Below are 21,589 nucleotides of genomic sequence, written 5' to 3'. Positions count from 1 at the left end.
GAACTGGAGTCAACCGCCAATCCCTCAGGACGGCAAATGAGTCCTGATTTCGCGAAGATCGTCCGCGCTTAAGGGGCTTTTCCCCACTGCAAGGCCGGTGACACGCACTTGTGGGTCTGATACGCTCCGTCGCGTGGGGACTGGAGCCAGCATGCCCATTTGGCCTCCCGCACAAGCCAACTCGGTTGAACGCTGGTTGCCCATCGACCCGCAGACCGAACCTGTCAGGTGCTTAGGAGTACGCCGGTGGCACTAGAGATTCCCGAATTCGAAACGCAGATGCGCGGTTTCGATCGCAACGAGGTCTCCGACTACATCGCACGTCTGCACCACGAGATCGATATTCTGCAGGACCGCAGCAAATCCCTGGAAGCAACGAAGTCGCAGACGCTGATCGATCGCGAACAGCTCGTCGCTGAGGTCACCCGGCTGCAGAGCGACGTGGTCCGGATGACCGCCGAGGCAGATTCGGAACGACAACGTCTCACCGCCGAACTGGCCCAACTGCGATCGCAGTTCGAGCAGGTTACCGGTCCGGTGGACTCCGTCGAGGGCATGTCCGACCGCATTGCGCGGATGATGCGCATCGCCTCCGAGGAGGCGCGACGCACCAAGGAACTGGCCCGCCAGGACGCCGAGGCGCTGACCGCGGAACTGCGCGAGCAGTTGGAAGCCGCCAAACACGATCGGGCCGCCGCCAGTGAGGCGCTCTCGGAGTTCCAGGCGTCCACCAACGCCCGCCGGACCAAGATCCTCGAGGCCGCGACCCAGGAAGCCGAGCAGATCCTGCAGATCGCGCACGAGGAGCGCAGCCGTATCGCCCGGGAGATCGAAGAGGCCGAACGCAGCCGCCGCGAGTTGTACCAGCGCCTGGCCGAAGAGGACGAACGCAACCGCCGGGCCGCCCAGGAATCCCTGGACGAGCAGATCAAACTGGCCTGGGAAGAGGACGAGCGCAACCGCCGAGAGGCCCAACACCGCCTGGACCAGAAGATGAAGGCGGCGTGGGAACAGGCCGAGGCCAATATCGCCAAGCTCGACAAAGAGGCCCGGCTGGAGGCGTCCTCCTTGATCGCCGGCACCAAGCGTGAAGCCAAGGTGCTCACCGACCGCACACAGGCCGAAGTGGAACTGCTGAAGCGCGAGCGGGCCGGAATCGTCACCCACCTCAGCGAGATCAGAAACTGGATCGACACCACCGTCGGAGAGAACCGCCACGTGCCCGATCTGCCCGAAGCGCCCGCCGCTGAGATCGCGGACGCGCCCGAAGCAGAGCAGGACGCCGACTAGGGCAGTCAGCCGACTCGTTGGTGCCCGGTGCTACCGCCCGCTAGGCCGACGAGCGCGCCCGCAGCACCTCCAGCGCCTTGTCGGCGTGGGTGTCCATCGAGAATTCGCTGGCGATCACATCCAGCACCGTGCGGTCTGTGTCGATGACGAACGTGGTGCGCTTGACCGGGATGAGCTTGCCCAGCAAGCCGCGCTTGACGCCGAACTGTTGTGCCACCGTGCCTTCGGTGTCGGACAGCAGCGGGTAGTCGAAGCCCTGCTGGTCGGCGAATTTGGCCTGCTTGGCCACCTCGTCGGCGCTGATCCCCACCCGGGTGGCCCCGACCGCGGCGAACTCGCCGGCCAGGTCGCGGAAGTGGCAGGCTTCCTTGGTGCACCCCGGCGTCATGGCGGCCGGATAGAAGAACAGCACCACCGGCCCACCGGCCAGCAGGTCGCTGAGTTTGCACGGCGCCCCGGTCTGGTCGGGGAGCTCGAAGTCGGCCACGGTGTCACCGGTTTTCATGGCGGTCACGCTACTCCGGGTGCGGGTGCGGCGGCGACGGTAGTGGTGAGCGGGCGATGCGGTTGCGCCGGCCCGTCCCCGGCGAGCCGAAGGTGCCCCCAGCGATCGCCAGTGCTGGTTCTGGCGACCCGCCGATGTCTGGGAAGATGGGCGCGTGCAAACCACGAGCACTGCTAAGGCCGGCGTCACATCCCGGGCGGACTTCCGGGCGCTGGCGGCTGAGCACCGCGTGGTCCCGGTGACCCGCAAGGTGCTGGCCGACGCCGAGACACCGCTGTCGGCATACCGCAAGCTGGCCGCCAACCGCCCCGGCACTTTCCTGCTGGAGTCGGCCGAGAACGGCCGGTCGTGGTCGCGGTGGTCGTTCATCGGCGCCGGCACCACCTCGGCGTTGACGGTGCGCGACGGCGCAGCGGTGTGGCTGGGTGCTGCACCGCAGGACGCACCCACCGGCGGGGATCCGTTGCAGGCCCTGCGTCAGACACTGACGCTGCTGGAGACGGCCGCCATCCCCGGGCTGCCGCCGTTGTCAAGCGGCCTGGTGGGTTTCTTCACCTACGACCTGGTGCGTCGCCTGGAGCGGCTGCCCGAACTGGCCGTCGACGACTTGCAGCTGCCCGACATGCTGCTGCTGCTGGCCACCGACATGGCCGCCGTCGACCACCACGAGGGCACCATCACCCTGATCGCCAACGCGGTCAACTGGAACGGCACCGACGAGCGCGTCGATGAGGCCTACGACGACGCGCTCGCCCGCCTCGGCGTGATGGCCGCGGCGCTGAGCCAGCCGCTGGAATCCAGCGTCGCCACCTTCGACCGGCCCGACCCGGTCTACCGCGGTCAGCGCACCGCCGAGGAGTACGGGGCGATCGTTGAGCGGCTGGTCGGCGAGATCGAGGCCGGCGAGGCGTTCCAGGTGGTTCCCTCGCAGCGTTTCGAGATGACCACGCCGGCGGACCCCCTCGATGTCTACCGGATGCTGCGGGTGTCCAATCCGAGCCCGTACATGTACCTGCTGCAGGTGCCCGACGACGACGGGGGACTGGCCTTCTCGATCGTGGGTTCCAGCCCGGAAGCGCTGGTGACCGTCCAGGACGGCCGCGCGACCACCCACCCGATCGCCGGAACCCGGTGGCGGGGGGCGACCGAGGATGAAGACCAGCTGCTGGCCAAGGACCTGTTGAACGACGAGAAGGAGCTCGCCGAGCACCTGATGCTGGTCGATCTGGGCCGCAACGACCTGGGCCGGGTGTGTGTTCCGGGAACCGTGCGGGTCTCCGACTACAGCCACATCGAGCGCTACAGCCACGTCATGCACCTGGTGTCCACCGTCACCGGAGAGCTCGCCGTCGACCGGACCGCGCTGGACGCCGTGACCGCGTGCTTCCCGGCGGGCACCTTGTCCGGGGCACCCAAGGTGCGCGCGATGGAGCTGATCGAGGAGGTCGAGAAGACCCGGCGCGGCCTCTACGGCGGCGTCGTCGGCTATCTGGACTTCGCCGGCAACGCCGACTTCGCGATCGCGATCCGCACGGCGTTGATGCGGAGCGGCACCGCCTACGTCCAGGCGGGCGGCGGAGTGGTCGCCGACTCCAACGGGCCCTACGAATACACCGAGGCATCCAACAAGGCTCGGGCCGTGCTGGCCGCCATCGCCGCCGCCGAGACCCTGGCAGCGCCCGGGACCGATGGCTGACGGTCGCGAACGCAACGACACTCGCGCGCTGCGCGGGGCACAACTGCTGCTGGTGGCGGCCGCCGGAGTTCTCTGGGGCGCCGCACGGCTGCCGTGGGTCCTGATCCGCTCGTTCGACGGACTCGGGCAGCCCAAGCAGATCACCCTCACCGGCGCGTCCTGGTCGACAGCGCTGCTGCCTCTGGCGCTGCTGTGCCTGGCCGCCGCCGTCGCGGCGATGGCGGTGCGCGGGTGGCAGCTGCGGGTGCTGGCGGTGGTGCTGGCTGCGGTGAGTCTGGCGTGCGGTTATCTGGCCACCAGCATGTGGGCGGCCCGCGACATCACCCTGCGGGCCCTGGACATCGCCGAGATTCCGCTGACTTCGCTGCTGGGCACCGAGCGCCGTCTCACCGGCGCCGTATTGAGCCTGGTCGCCGCCGTGGGTGTCCTGGCTGCGGCGGTGCTGTTGATGCGGGTCGCCGCACACAGCGCAGTCCGGGTCACCAAGTACTCGGCACCTGCGGAGCGCCGGGCGGCGGCGCGTGATGTCGAGGCGGGCAAGCGCGCCGACCCGGACGGCCAGTTGTCGGAACGCATGATGTGGGACGCCCTCGACGAGGGCCGTGACCCCACCGGGGATCCGGATAACCGGGCAACCGAACCGGACGGCTAGGTGTTGTTGACGGGCCGGTGACACCGCGGGCAGCGACGGTCGTTACCCTTCATAAAGGTCTTCGACGAAAGTCCACTGGACGCGGGAGAGGAAGCGGCAGTCATGAGTTCGGCATCCGTTCTCGACTCCATCATCGAGGGAGTCTGCGCCGACCTTGCCGCCCGAGAGGCCCTCGTCCCGCTCGCGGAAGTCAAGGCAGCGGCCGAGGCCATGCCAGCGCCACGGGACGTGATGGCAGCGCTGCGTGAGCCCGGCATCGCGGTCATCGCCGAGGTGAAGCGCGCCAGTCCGTCCAAAGGCCAACTGGCGCCCATCGCCGACCCGGCAGAGCTGGCCGGCTCCTACGCCGACGGCGGGGCCCGCGCGATCAGCGTGCTGACCGAGCAGCGCCGGTTCAACGGCTCGCTGGCCGACCTGGACGCGGTACGTGCCGCGGTGTCGGTTCCGGTGCTGCGCAAGGACTTCATCGTGCGGCCGTACCAGATTCACGAGGCCCGCGCCCACGGCGCAGACATGCTGCTGCTGATCGTGGCGGCGCTGGAACAACAGGCATTGGAATCCCTGCTGGACCGCACCGAGTCGCTCGGCATGACCGCACTGGTCGAGGTGCATACCGAAGAAGAGGCCGACCGCGCATTGACCGCCGGCGCCAAGGTGATCGGTGTCAATGCGCGTGATCTGACCACGCTGGAGGTCGACCGCGACTGTTTCGCGCGGATCGCGCCCGGACTGCCCACCGAGGTGGTCAAGATCGCCGAGTCCGGGGTGCGGGGCACCGCGGACCTGCTGGCCTACGCCGGTGCCGGTGCGGACGCTGTCCTGGTCGGCGAGGGACTCGTCACCAGTGGCGACCCGCGGGCGGCCGTTGCCGATTTGGTCAGTGCGGGTAAGCATCCGTCCTGCCCGAAGCCGGCTCGCTAAATGTCAGACACCACGCAACCGAGTCTTCCGCGTGCCAGCGCCGGAGTGGCTGAGCCGTCCGCACATGATCCCGATGCCCGCGGGCATTTCGGCGTCTATGGGGGCCGCTACGTCGCCGAAGCGCTGATGGCCGTCATCGAAGAGGTCACCGCCGCCTACGACAAGGTGCGCAACGACCCGGAGTTTTTGAACACCCTCGACGACCTGCAGACGCACTACACCGGCCGACCCTCACCGCTGTATGAGGCCGAGCGTCTGACCGCACACGCCGGCGGGGCCCGCATCTTCTTGAAGCGAGAGGACCTGAACCACACCGGTTCTCACAAGATCAACAACGTGCTCGGCCAGGCTCTGCTGGCGCGACACATGGGCAAGACCCGGGTGATCGCCGAGACCGGCGCCGGTCAGCATGGCGTTGCGACGGCCACCGCCTGCGCGTTGCTCGGCCTGGAATGCGTGATCTATATGGGTGCCGTCGACACTCGCCGACAGGCGCTCAACGTGGCACGGATGCGACTGCTGGGCGCCGAGGTGGTCTCGGTCGAATCCGGTTCGCAGACGCTCAAGGACGCCATCAACGAGGCCTTCCGGGACTGGGTCACCAATGCTGACCGCACCTACTACTGTTTCGGCACCGCGGCCGGGCCGCACCCGTTCCCCACCATGGTGCGCGACTTCCAGCGGATCGTCGGCCTGGAGACGCGAGTTCAGATCCAGCAGATGGCGGGCCGACTGCCTGACGCCGTGGTGGCGTGTGTGGGCGGCGGGTCGAACGCTATCGGCATCTTCCATCCGTTCCTCGACGATCCCGCGGTCCGGCTGATCGGGTTCGAGGCCGGCGGCGATGGCGTCGACACCGGCCGGCACGCCGCGACATTCGCCGGCGGAACCCCGGGCGCCTTCCAGGGATCGTTCTCCTACCTGTTGCAGGACGACGACGGTCAGACCATCGAGTCGCACTCGATCTCGGCCGGGCTGGACTACCCGGGGGTGGGCCCCGAGCACGCCTGGCTGCGTGAAACCGGACGCGCCGAGTATCGCCCGATCACCGATGCCGAAGCGATGGACGCGTTCGGAATCCTTTGCCGCACTGAAGGAATCATCCCGGCAATCGAGTCAGCACATGCGGTGGCCGGTGCGCTCAAGCTGGCGACCGAGCTGGGGCCCGGCAAGGTCATCGTGGTCAACGTGTCCGGCCGTGGCGACAAGGACGTGGAAACCGCCGCCAAGTGGTTCGGTCTGTTCGACGAGGCAGGGGACGCGTCGTGAGCGGCCACGCCGGCGACCGGCTGGCCCCGATGTTCACCGCGTGCCGAGCCGAGGACCGCGCTGCGCTGATCGGCTACCTGCCGACCGGCTACCCGGACCTGCCGGGCTCCATCGCCGCGTTGATCACCCTGGTCGAATCCGGTTGTGACCTCATCGAAGTCGGTGTGCCTTATTCGGATCCGGGAATGGACGGCCCGACCATCGCACGCGCCACCGAGACTGCTCTGCAGGGCGGGGTGCGGGTGCGCGACACGCTGACCGCGGTCGAGGCCATCGCCAAGGCCGGCGGACGAGCCGTGGTGATGACCTACTGGAACCCGGTGCTGCGCTATGGCGTCGACGCGTTCGCTCGCGATCTGGCGTCGGCCGGCGGACTGGGTCTGATCACCCCCGACTTGATAGTCGACGAAGCAGATGACTGGATGGCCGCCTCCGAGCGGCATGCGCTGGATCGGATCTTTCTGGTCGCCCCTTCCTCGACGCCGCAGCGACTGTCCGAGACCGTCAAAGCGACCAGCGGATTCGTCTACGCCGCCTCCACGATGGGCGTCACCGGCGCCCGCAACACGGTGTCGAACGCGGCGCCGGAACTGGTGGCCAGGGTGCGTGAGGTCTCCGACATCCCGGTCGGTGTCGGGCTGGGTGTGCGCTCGGGCGCACAGGCCGCCGAGATCGGCGCCTACACCGACGGTGTCATCGTCGGTTCGGCGCTGGTCAGCGCGCTAGCCGATGGCCTGGCCGAGCTTAGGACGTTGACGCAAGAGCTCGCCTCCGGTGTGCGTCAAAAGGTTTCGATGCAATGACGTTGGACTGGCTCACCTATTTTCCCAGTCCTGCGCGCGGTGTCTGGCACCTCGGACCGGTGCCGATCCGGGCCTACGCACTGTGCATCATCATCGGCATCGTCGCCGCCCTGGTGCTCGGTGATCGCCGGTGGCGGGCCCGTGGCGGCGAGCCGGGCGTCATCTATGACATCGCGCTGTGGGCGGTGCCGTTCGGGCTGATCGGTGGCCGGCTCTATCACTTGATGACCGACTGGCGGACCTACTTCGGCGAGGGCGGCGTCGGATGGGAAGCGACGCCGCGGATCTGGGACGGCGGCCTGGGGATCTGGGGCGCGGTAGCGCTCGGTGGGGTCGGCGCGTGGATCGGATGTCGCCGCCGCGGGATCTCCCTGCCGGCGTTCGGCGATGCCGTCGCACCCGGAATCGTCCTGGCACAGGCGATCGGGCGCATCGGGAACTACTTCAATCAGGAGCTCTACGGCCACGAGACCACGCTGCCGTGGGGCCTGGAGATCTTCTGGCGCCAAGACGCCACCGGGGTCCGCGACCCGCACCTACTCGACGGCGTATCGACCGGTGAGCTCTACAAGATCGTGCAACCCACGTTCTTGTACGAATTGTTGTGGAACCTCGTGGTTTTCCTCGTGCTCATCTACGTCGACCGACGGTTCCGGATGGGTCACGGACGGTTGTTCGCCCTCTACGTCGCCGGCTACTGCATCGGCCGGTTCGGCATCGAGCTGCTCCGTGACGATGCAGCGACTCACATCGCCGGAATCCGGGTCAACTCGTTCACGTCGACGTTCGTCTTCATCGGTGCGGTGGTGTACATCCTGCTCGCAACCAAGGGGCGCGAGGACCCCGAAGCCATCCGTCGAGCATGGCAACCCGACGAAGCCGCCGACCGGGACGCTGCCGCAGTGGCAGAGCCCGAAGTCGAGTCGGACGAAGAGCACGCAGGGTCCGCCGACAAAGAGCTGATGGCGGCCGGCGTCGCAAACGGTGTCGGCTCGGTGGTCCGGGTGCCGAAAAGGCTTACCGGCGAAGCCGAATTGGCAGAGGCTGACGCTGATGACGATGCCGAGGCCGCGGATGAGCCGGAGTCGATGGTCGGCGAGTCGGATGCCGTGGCCGACGCCGAGGCCGACGAGGAAGCCGCCATTGCGGACACCGACGAAGCCGAGGAGCAAGACGACACCGAGGATTCCGAGGAACCGAAGGTAGTCCCAGAGGACGCGGCCGAGGAGTCTGCCGAACCCGAACCCGGGCCCGAACCGGAGGCGGTGGCCGACGTAGACGAGCCGGCTGACTCCGGGCCGGACAGTGACGACGGTACGGCCGCTGAGGACTCGGGCGGCGACGTCGTCGACGAATCCGACAACTCAGATGAAGCCGAACAACCCGACGAACCCGTTGACGAGGCCGCCGACGAACCGGCAGCCGACTCGGACGACTCAACCGACCCAGACGACCCGGTTCAGTCCTGACCGCGGGCCCACCGCCGCATCCGGCATTTCTGGCATGCTGAACAGATGACCGTTCCCTCGTGGCCCCCACCGGGGCCGCAGGGCGGGGGACAGCCCTACCCGCCACCGCCGGGCTACCCCGTGCCGTATCCGGGCTACGCGGACGCATGGGCGCCCTACGGACGTCATCCCAGGACGGGCCAGCCCTATTCGCCGAAGTCGAAAGTCACCGCCGCACTGTTGCAGTTGCTGGGGTTCTTCGGCTTTCTCGGGTTCGGACGCATATATCTGGGCCAAACCGGGCTGGGCCTGGTCCAGCTGTTGATCGGTGTGTTGGCCACCATCACGACCTACGGGTTGGGCCTCGTCGTGCCGCTCGTCTGGGGCATCGTCGACGCGATCCTGATGCTGAGCGGGCGGGTGGACGACAAGCAGGGTCGACCGCTGCGCGATGGCAGCTGAACCACCGCCGCACCCCTGCGTCACAAGGATTTTCGTTGGCCGCAACCATTCCTGAGGGAGTCGGCTCAGCCGGTCCGACTATGCTGGTGCCGTGAATAGACGCGGAAAGATCGTCTGCACTCTTGGTCCCGTGACCCACTCCGCGGAGATGGTCCGGGCACTCGTCGACGCGGGCATGGACGTGGCCCGCCTGAACTTCAGCCACGGCGATCACAAAGACCACCAGGCTTCCTACGAGTGGGTGCGCGCTGCTTCGGATGCCACCGGGCGGGCAGTCGGTGTGCTGGCCGACCTGCAGGGCCCCAAGATCCGGTTGGGGCGTTTCGCCGACGGCCCCGTCTATTGGGCCAACGGTGAGACCGTGCGGATCACCGTCGAAGACTGCCCCGGCGACCACGACCGGGTGTCGACCACCTACAAGAAGCTGGCCGCTGATGCAGCTCCGGGTGACCGGGTGCTGGTCGACGACGGCAAGGTCGGACTGGTGGTGGAGCACATCGACGGCGATGACGTGGTCTGCACGGTCACCGAAGGCGGTCCGGTCAGCAACCACAAGGGCATTTCGCTGCCCGGCATGAAGGTCTCCGCGCCGGCGCTGTCGGAGAAGGACATCGAGGACCTGGAGTTCGCGCTGGAGCTCGGCGTCGACATCGTGGCGCTGTCGTTCGTGCGCTCGCCGTCGGACGTGGAACTGGTGCACGAGGTGATGGACCGGGTCGGCCGTCGCGTCCCGGTGGTCGCCAAGATGGAGAAGCCGGAGGCCATCGAGAATCTCGAGGCCGTGGTCCTGGCCTTCGACGCCGTCATGGTGGCCCGCGGTGACCTGGGCGTGGAACTGGCGCTCGAAGAGGTGCCGCTGGTGCAGAAGCGGGTCATCCAGGTGGCACGCGAGAACGCGCGTCCGGTGATCGTGGCCACCCAGATGCTGGAATCGATGATCGAGAACTTCCGGCCCACTCGAGCGGAGGCCTCCGACGTGGCCAACGCCGTACTCGACGGCGCTGACGCAGTGATGCTGTCGGGGGAGACCGCCGTGGGCAAGCACGCTCTCGCTGCCGTGCGCACCATGAGCCGGATCATCTGTGCGGTGGAGCAGAACTCCACGGCGGCACCGCCGTTGACGCACGCTCCGCGCACCAAGCGGGGCGTGATCTCGTTCGCCGCACGCGAGATCGGTGAACGCCTGGACGCCAAGGCATTGGTGGCGTTCACCCAATCGGGTGACACCGTACGACGGCTGGCCCGGTTGCACACGCCGCTGCCGTTGTTGGCGTTCACCGCGCGCCCCGAGATTCGCAGTCAGTTGGCGATGACCTGGGGAACCGAGACCTTCATCGTCCCGCAGGCACACACCACCGACGGAATGATCCGCCAGGTGGACAAGGCACTGCTCGATCTGGGTCGTTACGAGCGCGGTGATCTGATGGTCATCGTCGCGGGCGCCCCACCGGGAACCGAGGGCTCCACCAACATGATCCACGTGCACCGACTCGGGGAGGACGACATCTAGTGCCGGCCGAGCCGAACACGGATCTCGAGGAACTGCTGACCGTACTGGATCTCAAAAGTGTCGGCGACGACGCCTTCGTCGGATCGCACCCGAGCAAGACGCCGCTACGCACCTTCGGCGGTCAATTGATGGCCCAGTCATTCGTGGCCGCCAGCCGTACCGTCGCCGAGCACCTGCCGCCCGGTGCGTTGTCAGTCCACTTCATCAACGGTGGTGATCCGGCCCGCGACATAGAATTCCGGGTGCACCGACTCCGCGACGAACGCCGGTTCGCCAATCGCCGGGTCGACGCGCTGCAAGGTGACACCTTGATCGCCACGTCGATGGTCTCCTACCTCTCTGGAGGTAGCGGGCTGGAGCACAGCGTCGAGGCGCCCACGGTCGCCGGGCCCGAGTCGTTGCCGCGGTTACGCGAACTGCTCAACGGCTACGAGGAAGTGGTCCCTGGCTTCGTCAAGGCCCCGCACCCGATCGAGTGGCGCTACACCAACGATCCAGCCTGGGTGATGCGCGACAAGGGTGGACGACTGAGCCACAACCGGGTCTGGGTCAAGGCCGACGGGACGATCCCCGACGACCCGGTCCTGCACACCGCGATGTTGGTCTATTCGTCGGACACCACGGTGCTCGACTCGATCATCACCACCCATGGGCTGTCCTGGGGCTACGACCGGATCTTTGCGGCCAGCGCCAACCACACGCTGTGGTTTCACCGGCCGATCCGGTTCGACGACTGGGTGCTGTATGCGACGTCGTCACCGGTGGCAGCCGACTCCCGGGGGTTGGGCACCGGACACTTCTTCGACCGATCCGGGCAACTGCTGGCCACCGTCACGCAAGAAGGCGTGCTGAAGTACTTCCCCAGCACTAAGCGCTAGTTCCCATGGCGCGAACCTGCGTCGCCCGGCTTCGCCGCGCTAGCAGTTCCCGCTAGGCCGGCATCAGCGCGGAGTCCGATTCCTCCTGCACCATGGGCGCGTCGGCGCCGCTGCCGAAGGTGTTCTCGAAGTGCTCCCGGAATCGTTCGGTGCACTGCTGCTGGGCGTCGGTGTCCGAACCGGCCTTGCTCATGCACGCCACATAGTCGCCGGCGCCGGCGGTCCGCCAGATGCCGACATATACGAAGATGCAGCCGATGCCGGCGATCACCGCCAGCGCACCCAAAATGATCCCGGCGAGTGCGACGCCGCCGTTGTCAGCCTCCCGCCGCTTGGCCCGGCCACGGCCGATCAGTCCGAGCACGACAGCCGCCAAGCCCAGTCCCACCCCACCGATCACCGACAACGCGGTCACGATCCCGGCGATCGCAACGATCAGGGCCGCGATGCCCGCCCCGTTCTTGAGCACCGGCGGTACCGCCGCGGGGGGATAGCCGAGGTACTGCCCGGGCACCGGCGGATACGGGTAGCCCGGCGGCGGAGGGTAGCTGGGACCGGGCGACGGCCAGGATTGCTGAGACTCAGGCGACAGCGAGGGCATGCCGGACTCGGGCATTGAGCAGACTCCAGATCAGAGCTTCACGCAGGTATCAAACAGGTCAGAATTCAAGGGTACCCGCGACGGGGCAATCAGGCCGCGGGTCGCCTGTCGCCGCTACCCGGCCTGCAGCGTAGTACCGACCTTGTGTGAAGCGCTCCGAATCTTGAGTGCGGTGACGACCTCGACAATGCCGATGACGATGAGCCAGCTGCCGACGACCACCGCCAGCACCCATAGTGACGCGAATGGTGACGCCAGCGTCACCAGACCGGCCAGCAGACTGACCACGCCCGTGAAGATCTGCCAACCCCGGCCCGGCAGCGCCGGGTCGCTGATGGCTGCCACGGCAGTCGCCACCCCACGGAAGATGAAGCCGACCGCGATCCAGATGGCCAGCAGCAGCACCGCCAGTGCTTCTTCGTCGGAGTTGAAGTGCCGGAAACACAGGACCGCCAGAATCACCGACGCGGTGCCGCTGAGGAACAGCAACACGCGTCCGCCGGCGGACATGACGGGCAGGCTGAACGCGAAGATCAACTGCGCGATTCCGGTGACCACCAGATACACACCGAGCAGCACAGCGGCAGCGATGATGGTCCGGCCCGGCCAGACCAAGATCAGCACGCCCAAGACGAGGGCCAAGACACCAGAAACCAGTGTCGACTTCCACAGATTCGGCAGCAGGCGCGAAAGCGATGTTTCCATGGTCGAAGTCTGGCACAGATGTGGCGTTCCGGCCGGGCATTGGCCGCCTCAGCGGCCCGAGATGACCTGCGTGGTCTGCCTCGCATAAGCCTCGGCGAGGAACTGCTCGACGGCTACCGCCGTGTGCGCGGCCCGGGGCGAGCCGAAAATGTCGAAAGCGTGTTGGGCCAAAGGCAACTCGGCATAGACGACCGGGCTCGTGCTGACTTCCCGTAGCCGCTCGGCAAATGCTCGGCCCTGCTCCACCGGCACCAGCGAATCATTGGTTCCGTGCAGCACGAAAAACGGTGGCGCATCAGCAGATAGATACGTCATCGGGGAGGCGTCGCGGTAGGTATCGGGGAAGCGCCGCCGGCTCTGCTTGAACACGTAGGCCCCCAATGCCGGGGTCAGCAGCGGGTGCAATCCAGTCTCGCCGGTGAAGTCGTAGATGCCGTAGAACGGGACCGCCGCCCGCACGCTGGTATCGGCGTCGGCGAAACCCGGTTGGAAACGCGGATCGTTTGCGGTCAGAGCGGTTAGAGCGCAGAGGTGACCACCTGCGGAGCCCCCGGTCACCGCGACCCAGTCCGGGTCGCCGCCGTAGTCGGCGATGTGGGCTTTGGTCCACGCCAAGGCCCGCTTGACGTCGATGATGTGGTCAGGCCAAGTGGAGCGGGGGCTCAGCCGGTAGTTGATCGACACACACACCCAACCGCGTTCGACCAGGTGGGCCATCAGCGGATGTGCTTGTCCGCGTTTACTTCCCACCATCCAGGCACCACCGGGAATCTGCAGCAGTACCGGCGCGCGACCATCACGAGGCAGGTCGCGATGCCGCCACACATCGAGCGTGTTGCGGCCGCCGTACTCGCCGTAGGGGATGTCGGAGTCGGAGGCGTAGTCCCGGTAGACCCGCATCATGCGCACCACGCCGGGTGCCTTGGCGATTTCCGCGTCCGACCCCGGCCGCTTCCACAAATCCCGGCTTTCGGTGCGTCGTCCCGCACCGAGTTCGGCGTCCAGCGCCGCGGTCAACGGTCTATTGGCGGTACGGCCGGCATAGTTCAGCCCCACTAAGCCCAGCCAGGAGAGCGCCGACAGCAGCCAGCTGGTCCGCCGAGCCCGCGGCGACAACCGCCGACTCACCGCCGCCAACGCCGCGGAATGTCCGGCGATGAGCTGCAACGGCAGCTCCGAGGCGAACAAGCCGAAGGCGAACGCGTACAGCGACGGATAGCCGCGCTTGGTCAGCGGGCGATACCCGTTCGTGGTGCTGGCCAGACCGGCCAGCGAACCGAGCACGGCCAAAAGCCTTCGCATTGCGCTCCTCAGCGTTGTGGGACGACCTGATTCGGCACCCTACCGAAATCGGCCGAACCACCCGTTTATGCGGTGGTCCCAGCTTCGCCTCTCCTGCGTCGAGGCTCGCTGAACCACCGGATCAGCCCGCTGAGGTCGCCGACAGCGATCGGGGCGCCGGACCGCGCGAGGCCGGGGTACGGGCGTCAACCAGAAACCAGGTGCGCATGACGCCCTTGCCCTTGACGTCGACGTCGCCGCGCTCCTCGAACACGAAGTCCTCTTTGAGTCGTTCATAGACCGGTTGCGGCACCTGGATGCGGTTCGGGGCGCCGGTTGACTCCATCCGCGAGGCCAGGTTCACCGCGTCACCCCACACGTCGTAGAAGAACCGGCGGTGGCCGACGACTCCGGCCACCACCGGGCCGGTGGCCAAACCGATCCGCAGCGACACCGGCCGGCCCAGCGGATCGCGCAGGTCGGCGATGGTCGCGGCGATGTCGAGCGCCAGCCGCGCCAGCGCGTGCAGGTGATCGGGTCTCGGGTCCGGAACGCCGCTGACCACCATGTAGGAGTCGCCGCTGGTCTTGATCTTCTCCAGGCCGTGCTGATCGACGAGCCGGTCCAAGTCGCTGTAGAGCTCGTTGAGGAACCCGACCAGCTGGCCCGGGTCGGTCTGGCTGGCCCGTCGGGTGAAGTCGGCGATGTCGGCGAACAGCACCGAGGCGTCGGGGTAGCTGTCGGCGATCACGTCCACCGCCGGGTTTTTCAGTCGCTCGGCGACCGCGGTGGGCAAAATGTTGGCCAGCAGCGCTTCGGACCGTTCGTACTCGGCCTCCATCGCCGCTTCGGCGTGAGAGATCTCGCGCAGCGCGAACCAGACCGTGGCGACCACCATGAAGCAGGCCGACACGACCACCAGCACGTAGGACAGGTTGTGCAGCCACTCCGGTTGGTGGACGTTGTCGGCGGGGACCAGGAACTGCAGGGCGATGGTCAGCCCCGCACCGATGCCGGCCACCACGGCTGCCAGTTTGATCCGGTCCACGCCCAGAATCAGCACGCTGATCGACGCCGAGGCCAGAAAATAGAACTGGATCCCCGAGCCGGTGCCCACCATCCAGCAGACGACGGCGGTCGTCGAGTAGGCAATGGCCACGAAGGTCAGGGGCGCGAGAAGCTCGCCGTAGCGGTAGAGCAGCGGTGTCAGGACCAGCCCGGCGGCGGCGACGAGATTGATCGCGCCGATCCACCAGTAGGCGGGATCAACCCAGATCTCCAGCATTCCCCAGCCCGCGCTGATGAGCGCGGCCAGCCCGGCAGCCAGCTTGAGGATCCGCAGCCGCTGCGACACCCGCGCCGTGTAATGGCGGGTGCGGGCCGGTATGCAGTGTGTGCGCCGGTAGGGGCTGGAAGCCTCGGCCGGCACCGCGAGGAACCGCTTGACGGACACAAGCGACAGCCTAATCCGCTGAGCTGGGCCGTTGGCGGTTTCACCAGGTCGGGAGCGTGAGTCTAGGGTCGGCGCTCATGGTTGTGCGTTCCGTCGCGCTGTTCGTGTTGGCTGCCGTCGCCGAGATCGGCGGGGCCTGGCTGGTGTGGCAGGGGGTGCGGGAGCACCGCGGCCTGCTGTGGGCCGGTGCCGGGGTGATCGCCCTGGGGTTCTATGGCTTCGTGGCCACCTTGCAGCCCGATGCCCAGTTCGGCCGGATCCTGGCCGCCTATGGCGGGGTGTTCGTCGCCGGCTCGCTGGCCTGGGGGATGGCGTTCGACGGCTTCCGGCCCGACCGTGCTGACATCGTGGGGGCGCTGATCTGTCTGATCGGGGTGGGCGTGATCATGTACTCGCCGCGTTGACGCAGCGTCACCCGACGGCTTCGATACCCGAACTTGAGATCACGAAGCCACGTCCGGATGACTCGACGGTGCAGGTCACCCCGGCGGCTTCCGATTGACAGGTGAACGGTCCGGCAGCCGCGCTCTGGCCGAACGGAAGAATCGGTTGATCGAACGGGGGATTGGACAAACAGTTGACGCTGTCACTGCACATCGACAACTCCCCGTCGCTGTCCATCGATACGTGCTGCGGCGGATTCACCGACATGCAGTAGGCCGCATCGGGCAGTTCCCCGCGCCGGTAATTTATTTCGCAGTTGATCCCGGCCCGCGTCCCGAAAAACGGGACAAAGGGCAAGTTGCACGATTCGCAGTCGTCGTAGCTGGGCTCGCGAGCAATCTCCTGCAGTGGGTCGCGTTGCAGGAGATTGCCGCCGATGCCGCCGTCATGGCCGGATGACGCGTCGTCGTATTGCCCGCGAGTCTTGGCCTGCACGTACTTGGCGTCGTGCGCGTGGTTCGAGATCCACAAGAGAAAGCCGACCGACACGCCCAGCAGCACCACCAGCACACCCAGCACGGATTTCCTCAAGGGCCCTCCTCGGCTGCCAGTCCCGGCGTGCCCGAGTCTAAGTTCGGCGGTGTCGGTGGGGGGCGACAATGACGATTCGCTTGAGACTCGTCGGCTCGCCGGTTGGCACGAAGCCGTCCGCGGCACATTGCGCGTTACAGCAACTCCAGGTACGCGGTTGCGCTGGTCCGATAAGCCTTCGGCCAGCGGCATTTTACGTGACGTTGGTGGTGCCCTCGGTGAGATTCGAACTCACACTGCACGGGTTTTGAATCCGTTTCCTCTGCCAGTTGGGATACGAGGGCCCAGCGCTGACGCGCGGCTTCCTACCTTAGACGATGCCCCTCGGGGTTGCCCCAGCCGGCAGCCACGACAGAATAGGGGGATGACCGAGCCCACGTCCGACAGCAGCCCACGCCCAGCCCGGCGGGTGCTGATCGCCGAGGATGAGGCGCTGATCCGGCTGGATCTCGCCGAGATGCTGCGCGAAGAGGGCTATGAGGTGGTGGGCGAGGCCGGCGACGGGCAGGAGGCCGTCGAGCTGGCCGAACTGCTGCGCCCGGACCTGGTGATCCTGGATGTGAAGATGCCGCGCCGCGACGGCATCGACGCGGCGTCTGAGATCGCCGCCAAGCGGATCGCTCCGATCGTCATCCTGACCGCGTTCAGCCAGCGCGACCTGGTCGAACGCGCCCGTGACGCCGGGGCAATGGCTTACCTGGTCAAGCCGTTCACCGCCGGTGACCTGGTCCCGGCCATCGAACTGGCGCTCAGTCGGGCCGAGGAGATCACCGCCTTGGAGCGCGAGGTCAGCAACCTCTCCGACCAGCTGGAAACCCGCAAGCTCGTCGAGCGGGCCAAGGGCGTGCTGCAGACCGCACACGGCTTCACCGAACCCGAGGCCTTCAAGTGGATTCAGCGCGCGGCGATGGATAAGCGGACCACCATGCGCCAGGTCGCCGAAGTGGTGCTGGAAAACGTCGAGGCCCCGGTCAACCCACCGGCCTGATAGTCACGCCACCAACCTCGCTGAGCCCCGTCGGGTTGGTTCAGCAAGTACGCTCGATGACGTGCAGCGCAGAATCATGGGCATTGAGACGGAGTTCGGTGTCACCTGCACCTTCCACGGCCATCGGAGGTTGTCGCCCGACGAGGTGGCGCGCTATCTGTTCCGCCGGGTGGTGTCTTGGGGACGTAGCTCGAATGTGTTCCTGCGCAACGGAGCTCGGCTGTACCTGGATGTCGGCAGCCATCCCGAATACGCCACCGCCGAGTGCGACAACCTCATTCAGCTGGTCACCCACGACCGGGCCGGTGAACGCGTCCTCGAAGACCTGCTGATCGACGCCGAGCAGCGGCTGGCCGATGAGGGCATCGGCGGCGACATCTACCTGTTCAAGAACAACACCGATTCGGCCGGCAACTCCTACGGCTGCCACGAGAACTACCTGATCGTGCGGGCCGGGGAGTTCTCCCGGATCTCCGACGTGCTGCTGCCGTTCCTGGTGACTCGTCAGCTGATCTGCGGCGCCGGCAAGGTGCTGCAGACCCCCAAGGCTGCCACGTTCTGCCTGTCCCAGCGTGCCGAGCACATCTGGGAAGGCGTCTCGAGCGCCACCACTCGGTCGCGGCCGATCATCAACACCCGAGACGAGCCGCACGCCGACGCCGAGAAGTACCGGCGGCTGCACGTCATCGTCGGCGACTCCAACATGTCCGAGACCTCGACGCTGCTCAAGGTGGGCAGCGCGGCCCTGGTGCTGGAGATGATCGAGGCCGGGGTGCCCTTCCGGGACTTCTCGTTGGACAACCCGATCCGGGCGATCCGCGAAGTCAGCCACGATGTCACCGGCCGGCGGCCGGTGCGGCTGGCCGGCGGACGCCAAGCCGGTGCCCTGGACATCCAGCGTGAGTACTACGGGCGGGCCGTGGAGTACGTGCAGACCCGAGCCAGCAACCCCCAGCTCGAGCAGGTCATCGATTTGTGGGGCCGCCAGCTTGACGCTGTGGAAACCCAGGACTTCGCCAAGGTGGACACTGAGATCGATTGGGTGATCAAGCGAAAGCTGTTCCAGCGCTACCAGGATCGCTACAACATGGAGCTGTCCGATCCCAAGATCGCCCAGTTGGACCTGGCCTATCACGACATCAAGCGCGGGCGCGGAGTGTTCGATCTACTGCAGCGCAAGGGATTGGCCACCCGCATCACCACCGACGAGGAAGTCGACGAGGCGATCGACACCCCGCCGCAGACGACCCGCGCCAAGCTCCGGGGCGAATTCATCAGTGCCGCCCAGGCAGCCGGACGCGATTTCACCGTCGACTGGGTGCACCTCAAGCTCAACGACCAGGCCCAGCGCACCGTGTTGTGCAAGGACCCGTTCCGGTCGGTCGACGAGCGGGTCAAGCGCCTGATCGCCAGCATGTAGCGAACCGGTGATGACTCGGCTCAGCGGCCTGGCCGCCCTCATCCCGCTGGGCATCGCGCTGGCCGGGTCACCGGCCGCGCACGCCGGCGGCGTCGTCATCTGCCAGTTCAGCGTGGCCAAGCCGTTCGTCTACTCGGTCAATGGTGCCGACTACATGGGCAGCCGGGTCGACGTCAGCGATTGCCGGACCGATCTTCCCGGCACGCCGCTGACCCTGCAGATGCACCTGACGGCGTCCGGAGCGCCGTTGGAGCTGGCCGGCCCGTCGCACACCCTCACCTACGCCGAGACCCTTGCGGTGCACACCGGCGACAGCTTCTCGGTGGCGTTTCCCAACGACGACCGGTTGATGCCGCTGTACCCGGGCGTGTACGGCGCGAAGATGACGGCACGCACCGATCTCCCCGGCCAGCCGCGCGCCGAAGACCCCGAATTCTCGGACTACCAATGCAGCACCTGGGACTTCCCGGGCATGGCATGCACGCCGGCGATCCACATCTGAACAACCACCACGCCGCGAGCCCTTATCCTGTCTTGTCATGGCGACCGCGAAAGTCGAGCGACTCCTCAATCTCGTCATCGCGTTGCTGGCTACCCGCAGCTACCTGACCGCCGAGAGGATCCGAGCCACCGTGCAGGGCTACGGCGACAACCCCAGCGACGAGGCGTTCTCCCGAATGTTCGAGCGGGACAAGAACGAGCTGCGTGACCTGGGCATTCCGCTGGAGACCGGCAAAGTGTCGGCCTTCGAGACGGTGGACGGCTACCGGATCAACCCCGATGCCTACGCCCTGCCGACCATCGACCTGACCCGCGACGAGGCCGCCGCAGTGGCGGTCGCGGTTCAGCTGTGGCAGTCACCGGAGTTGCGCGCCAACGCCGAAGGTGCCGTCGCCAAACTGCATGCCGCCGGTGTCGAGGTGGACCCGAGGCAGGCCGACGTGCTGGTGGCGACACCCGCAGCGCTCCCGGGTATACACCGGGCCGAGCCGGCGCTGGGCGCGCTGATGGACGCCGTCCAGAACGGGCAGGCTGTGCAGTTCGAGCACCGGCCCTCACCGGTCGAGCCGTATGTCACCCGCACCCTCGAGCCGTGGGGAGTGGTCACCCACACCGGCCGCTGGTATGTGGTCGGCCACGATCGCGACCGCAACGCGATACGCACCTTCCGGCTGTCGCGGATCGGTCCGGAGGTTCGGCCGATCGGGCCCACCGGCGCCGTCACCCGGCCCGACAACGCCGACCTGCGCGCGATCGTCGCCGAGGCGGTCGGCGATGCACCCAGCGGGCTGCAGGCACGCATCTGGGTCGCCGATGGCCGTGCCGTGGCGCTGCGCCGGGCCGGCACCGTACTCGCCCGCCAGGCCCTCGCCGGCCGCGACGGCGACATCATCGGCGTCGATATAGGGACCCATGACCGGCTGGCCCGGGAGATCGCCGGCTACGGGGCCGACGCCATCGTCTTGGACCCGCCGTCGCTGCGCGACGATGTGGTGGCGCGACTGAGCGCGCGCGTGGGGGAGGTGCCGGTGTGACCCAGCTGTCGAAACGCCTGGTCCGGCTGCTGAACATGGTGCCGTATCTGAAAGCTCGCCCCGGGATCAGCAAGAAACAGGCCGCCGCCGAACTCGGCGTGAGCCTCAGCCAGCTGCAGAGCGACCTGCAGCAGCTGGTGATGTGTGGCCTGCCCGGTTACGGGCCCGGCGACCTGATCGACGTGACGTTCTATGAAGATCGCCTGGACGTGTTCGAATCCGCCGGTGTCGATCGGCCGTTGCGGCTGACGTCGCGTGAGGCCACGGTCATGCTCATGGCGTTGCGCACCCTGGTCGACATGCCCGGGATCGTCGACCCGCGGGCCGCCCGCAGTGCGATCGCCAAGATCGAGGAGGCCGCCGGCGCCGCAGCACCAGCGGCGCCCGTCTCGGTCACGCACGACGCCTCGGCCGCCGACGTGGTCCGCGACGGCGTCCAGCAACACCGAGCGTTGGCGATCGACTACTACGCGGCGTCGCGGGACAGCGTGTCGCATCGGATCGTGGACCCGATCCGGGTGGTGTTGATCGGCGCACACAGTTATCTGGAGGCGTGGTGCCGCGACTCCGAGGGGGTGCGGTTGTTCCGGTTCGACCGCATTGACGAGGTCCGCTTGCTCGACGAACCGTCGGCGCCGCCGGAGCCGGCGCGCCAGGCCGAAACCGACACCTCGCTGTTCGACGCCGACCCGTCACTGCCGGTCGCCATCGTGCGGGTGGCGCCGTCGGCGGCGTGGATGTTCGAGTACTACCCGATGCAGGATCTCGGCGAGCTCGCCGACGGCTGGCGCGAAGCCCGGCTGACCTACGCGTCCGATGAGTGGCTGATCCGGCTGCTGCTGGGTATGGGCGATGAGGTGCAGGTCAAGGCACCGGAATCGGTCGTCACCGGGCTACGTGACGCGTCGACCGCCGCACTGGCGATGTATGAGGTCAGCCTGTGACGGTCTACAACGCCGGAACCCTGGTGGCCGACCTCGTCTTCCTGGCCGTGATGGTAGGAATCGTGGTGGCCATCGTTTTTCTGGTCAAGGCCAGAGCGACGCACACTGAGCAACTGCCCGTGGTTCCGAACTGGTATCCCGATCCGGCTGACGCTGCGCAGCTGCGCTACTTCGACGGCCAGAGCTGGACGGAAGACACCCGGCCACGGGATGCACCACCGGGTTAGAGCCTCCGGCTGAACCGCCGGGTTGA

Annotated in this window: 23 protein-coding genes and 1 tRNA gene; 17 read left to right on the top strand and 7 right to left on the bottom strand. The window is 67.2% G+C overall.

From position 1 onward, the window contains the following. The first annotated feature begins 246 nt into the window (after positions 1 to 246). Positions 247 to 1,290 (top strand): hypothetical protein, encoded by a 1,044-nt coding sequence (locus N416_RS0115930; RefSeq protein WP_024443097.1) that lies wholly within the window; start codon positions 247 to 249, stop codon positions 1,288 to 1,290. A gap of 40 nt (positions 1,291 to 1,330) precedes the next feature. Here N416_RS0115930 and N416_RS0115925 read toward each other — a convergent pair whose 3' ends face one another. Next, entirely contained in the window at positions 1,331 to 1,795 is a 465-nt protein-coding gene (locus N416_RS0115925) for a peroxiredoxin (RefSeq protein WP_024443096.1), read from the bottom strand. Positions 1,796 to 1,949: 154 nt separating this feature from the next. Here N416_RS0115925 and N416_RS0115920 point away from each other — a divergent pair, with 154 nt between their 5' ends. From N416_RS0115920 to N416_RS0115880, 9 genes are all read left to right on the top strand, one after another. Next, positions 1,950 to 3,491: an anthranilate synthase component I gene (locus tag N416_RS0115920; RefSeq protein ID WP_024443095.1), complete on the top strand. Its 1,542-nt coding sequence runs from the start codon at positions 1,950 to 1,952 to the stop codon at positions 3,489 to 3,491. Continuing rightward, entirely contained in the window at positions 3,484 to 4,143 is a 660-nt protein-coding gene (locus tag N416_RS0115915) for a TIGR02234 family membrane protein (RefSeq protein ID WP_024443094.1), read from the top strand. Before N416_RS0115920 ends, N416_RS0115915 begins: the two co-directional genes overlap by 8 nt. Before the next feature lie 102 nt (positions 4,144 to 4,245). Further along, positions 4,246 to 5,064, top strand: a complete 819-nt coding sequence (trpC, locus tag N416_RS0115910) for an indole-3-glycerol phosphate synthase TrpC (RefSeq protein ID WP_024443093.1) — start codon at positions 4,246 to 4,248, stop codon at positions 5,062 to 5,064. After that, the gene (gene trpB / locus N416_RS0115905; protein ID WP_024443092.1) at positions 5,065 to 6,333 is read left to right on the top strand and encodes a tryptophan synthase subunit beta; all 1,269 of its coding nucleotides are present in this window, start codon (positions 5,065 to 5,067) and stop codon (positions 6,331 to 6,333) included. A gap of 29 nt (positions 6,334 to 6,362) precedes the next feature. After that, complete coding sequence (trpA, locus tag N416_RS0115900) at positions 6,363 to 7,136, top strand: tryptophan synthase subunit alpha (RefSeq protein WP_036458263.1); 774 nt, start codon at positions 6,363 to 6,365, stop codon at positions 7,134 to 7,136. Further along, positions 7,133 to 8,605, top strand: coding sequence for a prolipoprotein diacylglyceryl transferase (lgt, locus tag N416_RS0115895; RefSeq protein WP_024443090.1), 1,473 nt, complete (start codon positions 7,133 to 7,135; stop codon positions 8,603 to 8,605). The genes trpA and lgt overlap by 4 nt, the downstream gene beginning before the upstream one ends. Before the next feature lie 45 nt (positions 8,606 to 8,650). Continuing rightward, positions 8,651 to 9,046, top strand: coding sequence for an NINE protein (locus tag N416_RS0115890; protein ID WP_024443089.1), 396 nt, complete (start codon positions 8,651 to 8,653; stop codon positions 9,044 to 9,046). Positions 9,047 to 9,137: 91 nt separating this feature from the next. Further along, the gene (pyk, locus tag N416_RS0115885) at positions 9,138 to 10,556 is read left to right on the top strand and encodes a pyruvate kinase (RefSeq protein WP_024443088.1); all 1,419 of its coding nucleotides are present in this window, start codon (positions 9,138 to 9,140) and stop codon (positions 10,554 to 10,556) included. After that, a complete protein-coding gene (locus N416_RS0115880) occupies positions 10,556 to 11,434 on the top strand; it encodes an acyl-CoA thioesterase II (protein ID WP_024443087.1) in 879 nt (292 codons plus the stop codon). Before pyk ends, N416_RS0115880 begins: the two co-directional genes overlap by 1 nt. 52 nt (positions 11,435 to 11,486) lie before the next feature. Here the strand turns inward: N416_RS0115880 and N416_RS0115875 are convergent, their stop codons facing one another. The 4 genes from N416_RS0115875 to N416_RS0115860 all read right to left on the bottom strand — a co-directional run bounded on the left by N416_RS0115875 (position 11,487) and on the right by N416_RS0115860 (position 15,474). After that, positions 11,487 to 12,050, bottom strand: coding sequence for a DUF4190 domain-containing protein (locus N416_RS0115875; RefSeq protein ID WP_036458242.1), 564 nt, complete (start codon positions 12,048 to 12,050; stop codon positions 11,487 to 11,489). 99 nt (positions 12,051 to 12,149) lie between these two features. Then, the gene (locus N416_RS0115870) at positions 12,150 to 12,758 is read right to left on the bottom strand and encodes an HdeD family acid-resistance protein (RefSeq protein ID WP_024443085.1); all 609 of its coding nucleotides are present in this window, start codon (positions 12,756 to 12,758) and stop codon (positions 12,150 to 12,152) included. Between the two features lie 30 nt (positions 12,759 to 12,788). Next, the gene (locus tag N416_RS0115865; RefSeq protein WP_081654604.1) at positions 12,789 to 14,042 is read right to left on the bottom strand and encodes an alpha/beta hydrolase; all 1,254 of its coding nucleotides are present in this window, start codon (positions 14,040 to 14,042) and stop codon (positions 12,789 to 12,791) included. A 121-nt stretch (positions 14,043 to 14,163) separates the two neighbouring features. Next, positions 14,164 to 15,474 (bottom strand): adenylate/guanylate cyclase domain-containing protein, encoded by a 1,311-nt coding sequence (locus tag N416_RS0115860; protein WP_024443083.1) that lies wholly within the window; start codon positions 15,472 to 15,474, stop codon positions 14,164 to 14,166. A gap of 77 nt (positions 15,475 to 15,551) precedes the next feature. On the opposite strand from N416_RS0115860, the gene N416_RS0115855 reads away from it, so the two are divergent. Then, positions 15,552 to 15,878, top strand: coding sequence for a YnfA family protein (locus N416_RS0115855; protein ID WP_024443082.1), 327 nt, complete (start codon positions 15,552 to 15,554; stop codon positions 15,876 to 15,878). 7 nt (positions 15,879 to 15,885) lie between these two features. Here N416_RS0115855 and N416_RS22210 read toward each other — a convergent pair whose 3' ends face one another. Both N416_RS22210 and N416_RS0115845 read right to left on the bottom strand, forming a co-directional pair. Further along, complete coding sequence (locus N416_RS22210) at positions 15,886 to 16,449, bottom strand: hypothetical protein (RefSeq protein ID WP_155943390.1); 564 nt, start codon at positions 16,447 to 16,449, stop codon at positions 15,886 to 15,888. A 207-nt stretch (positions 16,450 to 16,656) separates the two neighbouring features. Next, positions 16,657 to 16,733: transfer RNA gene (locus N416_RS0115845), tRNA-Leu, on the bottom strand. A gap of 80 nt (positions 16,734 to 16,813) precedes the next feature. On the opposite strand from N416_RS0115845, the gene N416_RS0115840 reads away from it, so the two are divergent. The 6 genes from N416_RS0115840 (at position 16,814) to N416_RS0115815 (ending at position 21,563) form a co-directional block, all read left to right on the top strand. After that, positions 16,814 to 17,437, top strand: coding sequence for an ANTAR domain-containing response regulator (locus N416_RS0115840; RefSeq protein ID WP_024443080.1), 624 nt, complete (start codon positions 16,814 to 16,816; stop codon positions 17,435 to 17,437). A 61-nt stretch (positions 17,438 to 17,498) separates the two neighbouring features. Beyond that, positions 17,499 to 18,857, top strand: a complete 1,359-nt coding sequence (pafA, locus tag N416_RS0115835) for a Pup--protein ligase (RefSeq protein ID WP_024443079.1) — start codon at positions 17,499 to 17,501, stop codon at positions 18,855 to 18,857. A gap of 10 nt (positions 18,858 to 18,867) precedes the next feature. After that, positions 18,868 to 19,359: a hypothetical protein gene (locus N416_RS0115830; protein ID WP_024443078.1), complete on the top strand. Its 492-nt coding sequence runs from the start codon at positions 18,868 to 18,870 to the stop codon at positions 19,357 to 19,359. Between the two features lie 37 nt (positions 19,360 to 19,396). After that, the gene (locus tag N416_RS0115825; protein WP_024443077.1) at positions 19,397 to 20,392 is read left to right on the top strand and encodes a YafY family protein; all 996 of its coding nucleotides are present in this window, start codon (positions 19,397 to 19,399) and stop codon (positions 20,390 to 20,392) included. Further along, entirely contained in the window at positions 20,389 to 21,336 is a 948-nt protein-coding gene (locus tag N416_RS0115820) for a YafY family protein (protein WP_024443076.1), read from the top strand. Before N416_RS0115825 ends, N416_RS0115820 begins: the two co-directional genes overlap by 4 nt. Next, a complete protein-coding gene (locus N416_RS0115815; protein ID WP_024443075.1) occupies positions 21,333 to 21,563 on the top strand; it encodes a DUF2510 domain-containing protein in 231 nt (76 codons plus the stop codon). Before N416_RS0115820 ends, N416_RS0115815 begins: the two co-directional genes overlap by 4 nt. Positions 21,564 to 21,589 lie beyond the last annotated feature (26 nt).

The sequence above is a fragment of the Mycobacterium sp. UM_WGJ genome (assembly GCF_000455125.1).
In the GTDB taxonomy this organism is placed as follows: domain Bacteria; phylum Actinomycetota; class Actinomycetes; order Mycobacteriales; family Mycobacteriaceae; genus Mycobacterium.
The sequence above is the reverse complement of the archived record's forward strand: the minus strand, read 5'-3'. Positions and strand labels throughout refer to the sequence as shown.

Excerpts from the sequence above, each read along its gene's own strand:
- N416_RS0115925 (WP_024443096.1), bottom strand. The coding sequence starts at position 1,795 with ATGAAAACCGGTGACACCGTGGCCGACTTCGAGCTCCCCGACCAGACC.
- N416_RS0115915 (WP_024443094.1), top strand. The coding sequence starts at position 3,484 with ATGGCTGACGGTCGCGAACGCAACGACACTCGCGCGCTGCGCGGGGCA.
- trpC (WP_024443093.1), top strand. The coding sequence starts at position 4,246 with ATGAGTTCGGCATCCGTTCTCGACTCCATCATCGAGGGAGTCTGCGCC.
- trpB (WP_024443092.1), top strand. The coding sequence starts at position 5,065 with ATGTCAGACACCACGCAACCGAGTCTTCCGCGTGCCAGCGCCGGAGTG.
- trpA (WP_036458263.1), top strand. The coding sequence starts at position 6,363 with ATGTTCACCGCGTGCCGAGCCGAGGACCGCGCTGCGCTGATCGGCTAC.
- lgt (WP_024443090.1), top strand. The coding sequence starts at position 7,133 with ATGACGTTGGACTGGCTCACCTATTTTCCCAGTCCTGCGCGCGGTGTC.
- N416_RS0115890 (WP_024443089.1), top strand. The coding sequence starts at position 8,651 with ATGACCGTTCCCTCGTGGCCCCCACCGGGGCCGCAGGGCGGGGGACAG.
- N416_RS0115875 (WP_036458242.1), bottom strand. The coding sequence starts at position 12,050 with ATGCCCGAGTCCGGCATGCCCTCGCTGTCGCCTGAGTCTCAGCAATCC.
- N416_RS0115865 (WP_081654604.1), bottom strand. The coding sequence starts at position 14,042 with ATGCGAAGGCTTTTGGCCGTGCTCGGTTCGCTGGCCGGTCTGGCCAGC.
- N416_RS0115855 (WP_024443082.1), top strand. The coding sequence starts at position 15,552 with ATGGTTGTGCGTTCCGTCGCGCTGTTCGTGTTGGCTGCCGTCGCCGAG.
- N416_RS0115840 (WP_024443080.1), top strand. The coding sequence starts at position 16,814 with ATGACCGAGCCCACGTCCGACAGCAGCCCACGCCCAGCCCGGCGGGTG.
- N416_RS0115830 (WP_024443078.1), top strand. The coding sequence starts at position 18,868 with ATGACTCGGCTCAGCGGCCTGGCCGCCCTCATCCCGCTGGGCATCGCG.
- N416_RS0115825 (WP_024443077.1), top strand. The coding sequence starts at position 19,397 with ATGGCGACCGCGAAAGTCGAGCGACTCCTCAATCTCGTCATCGCGTTG.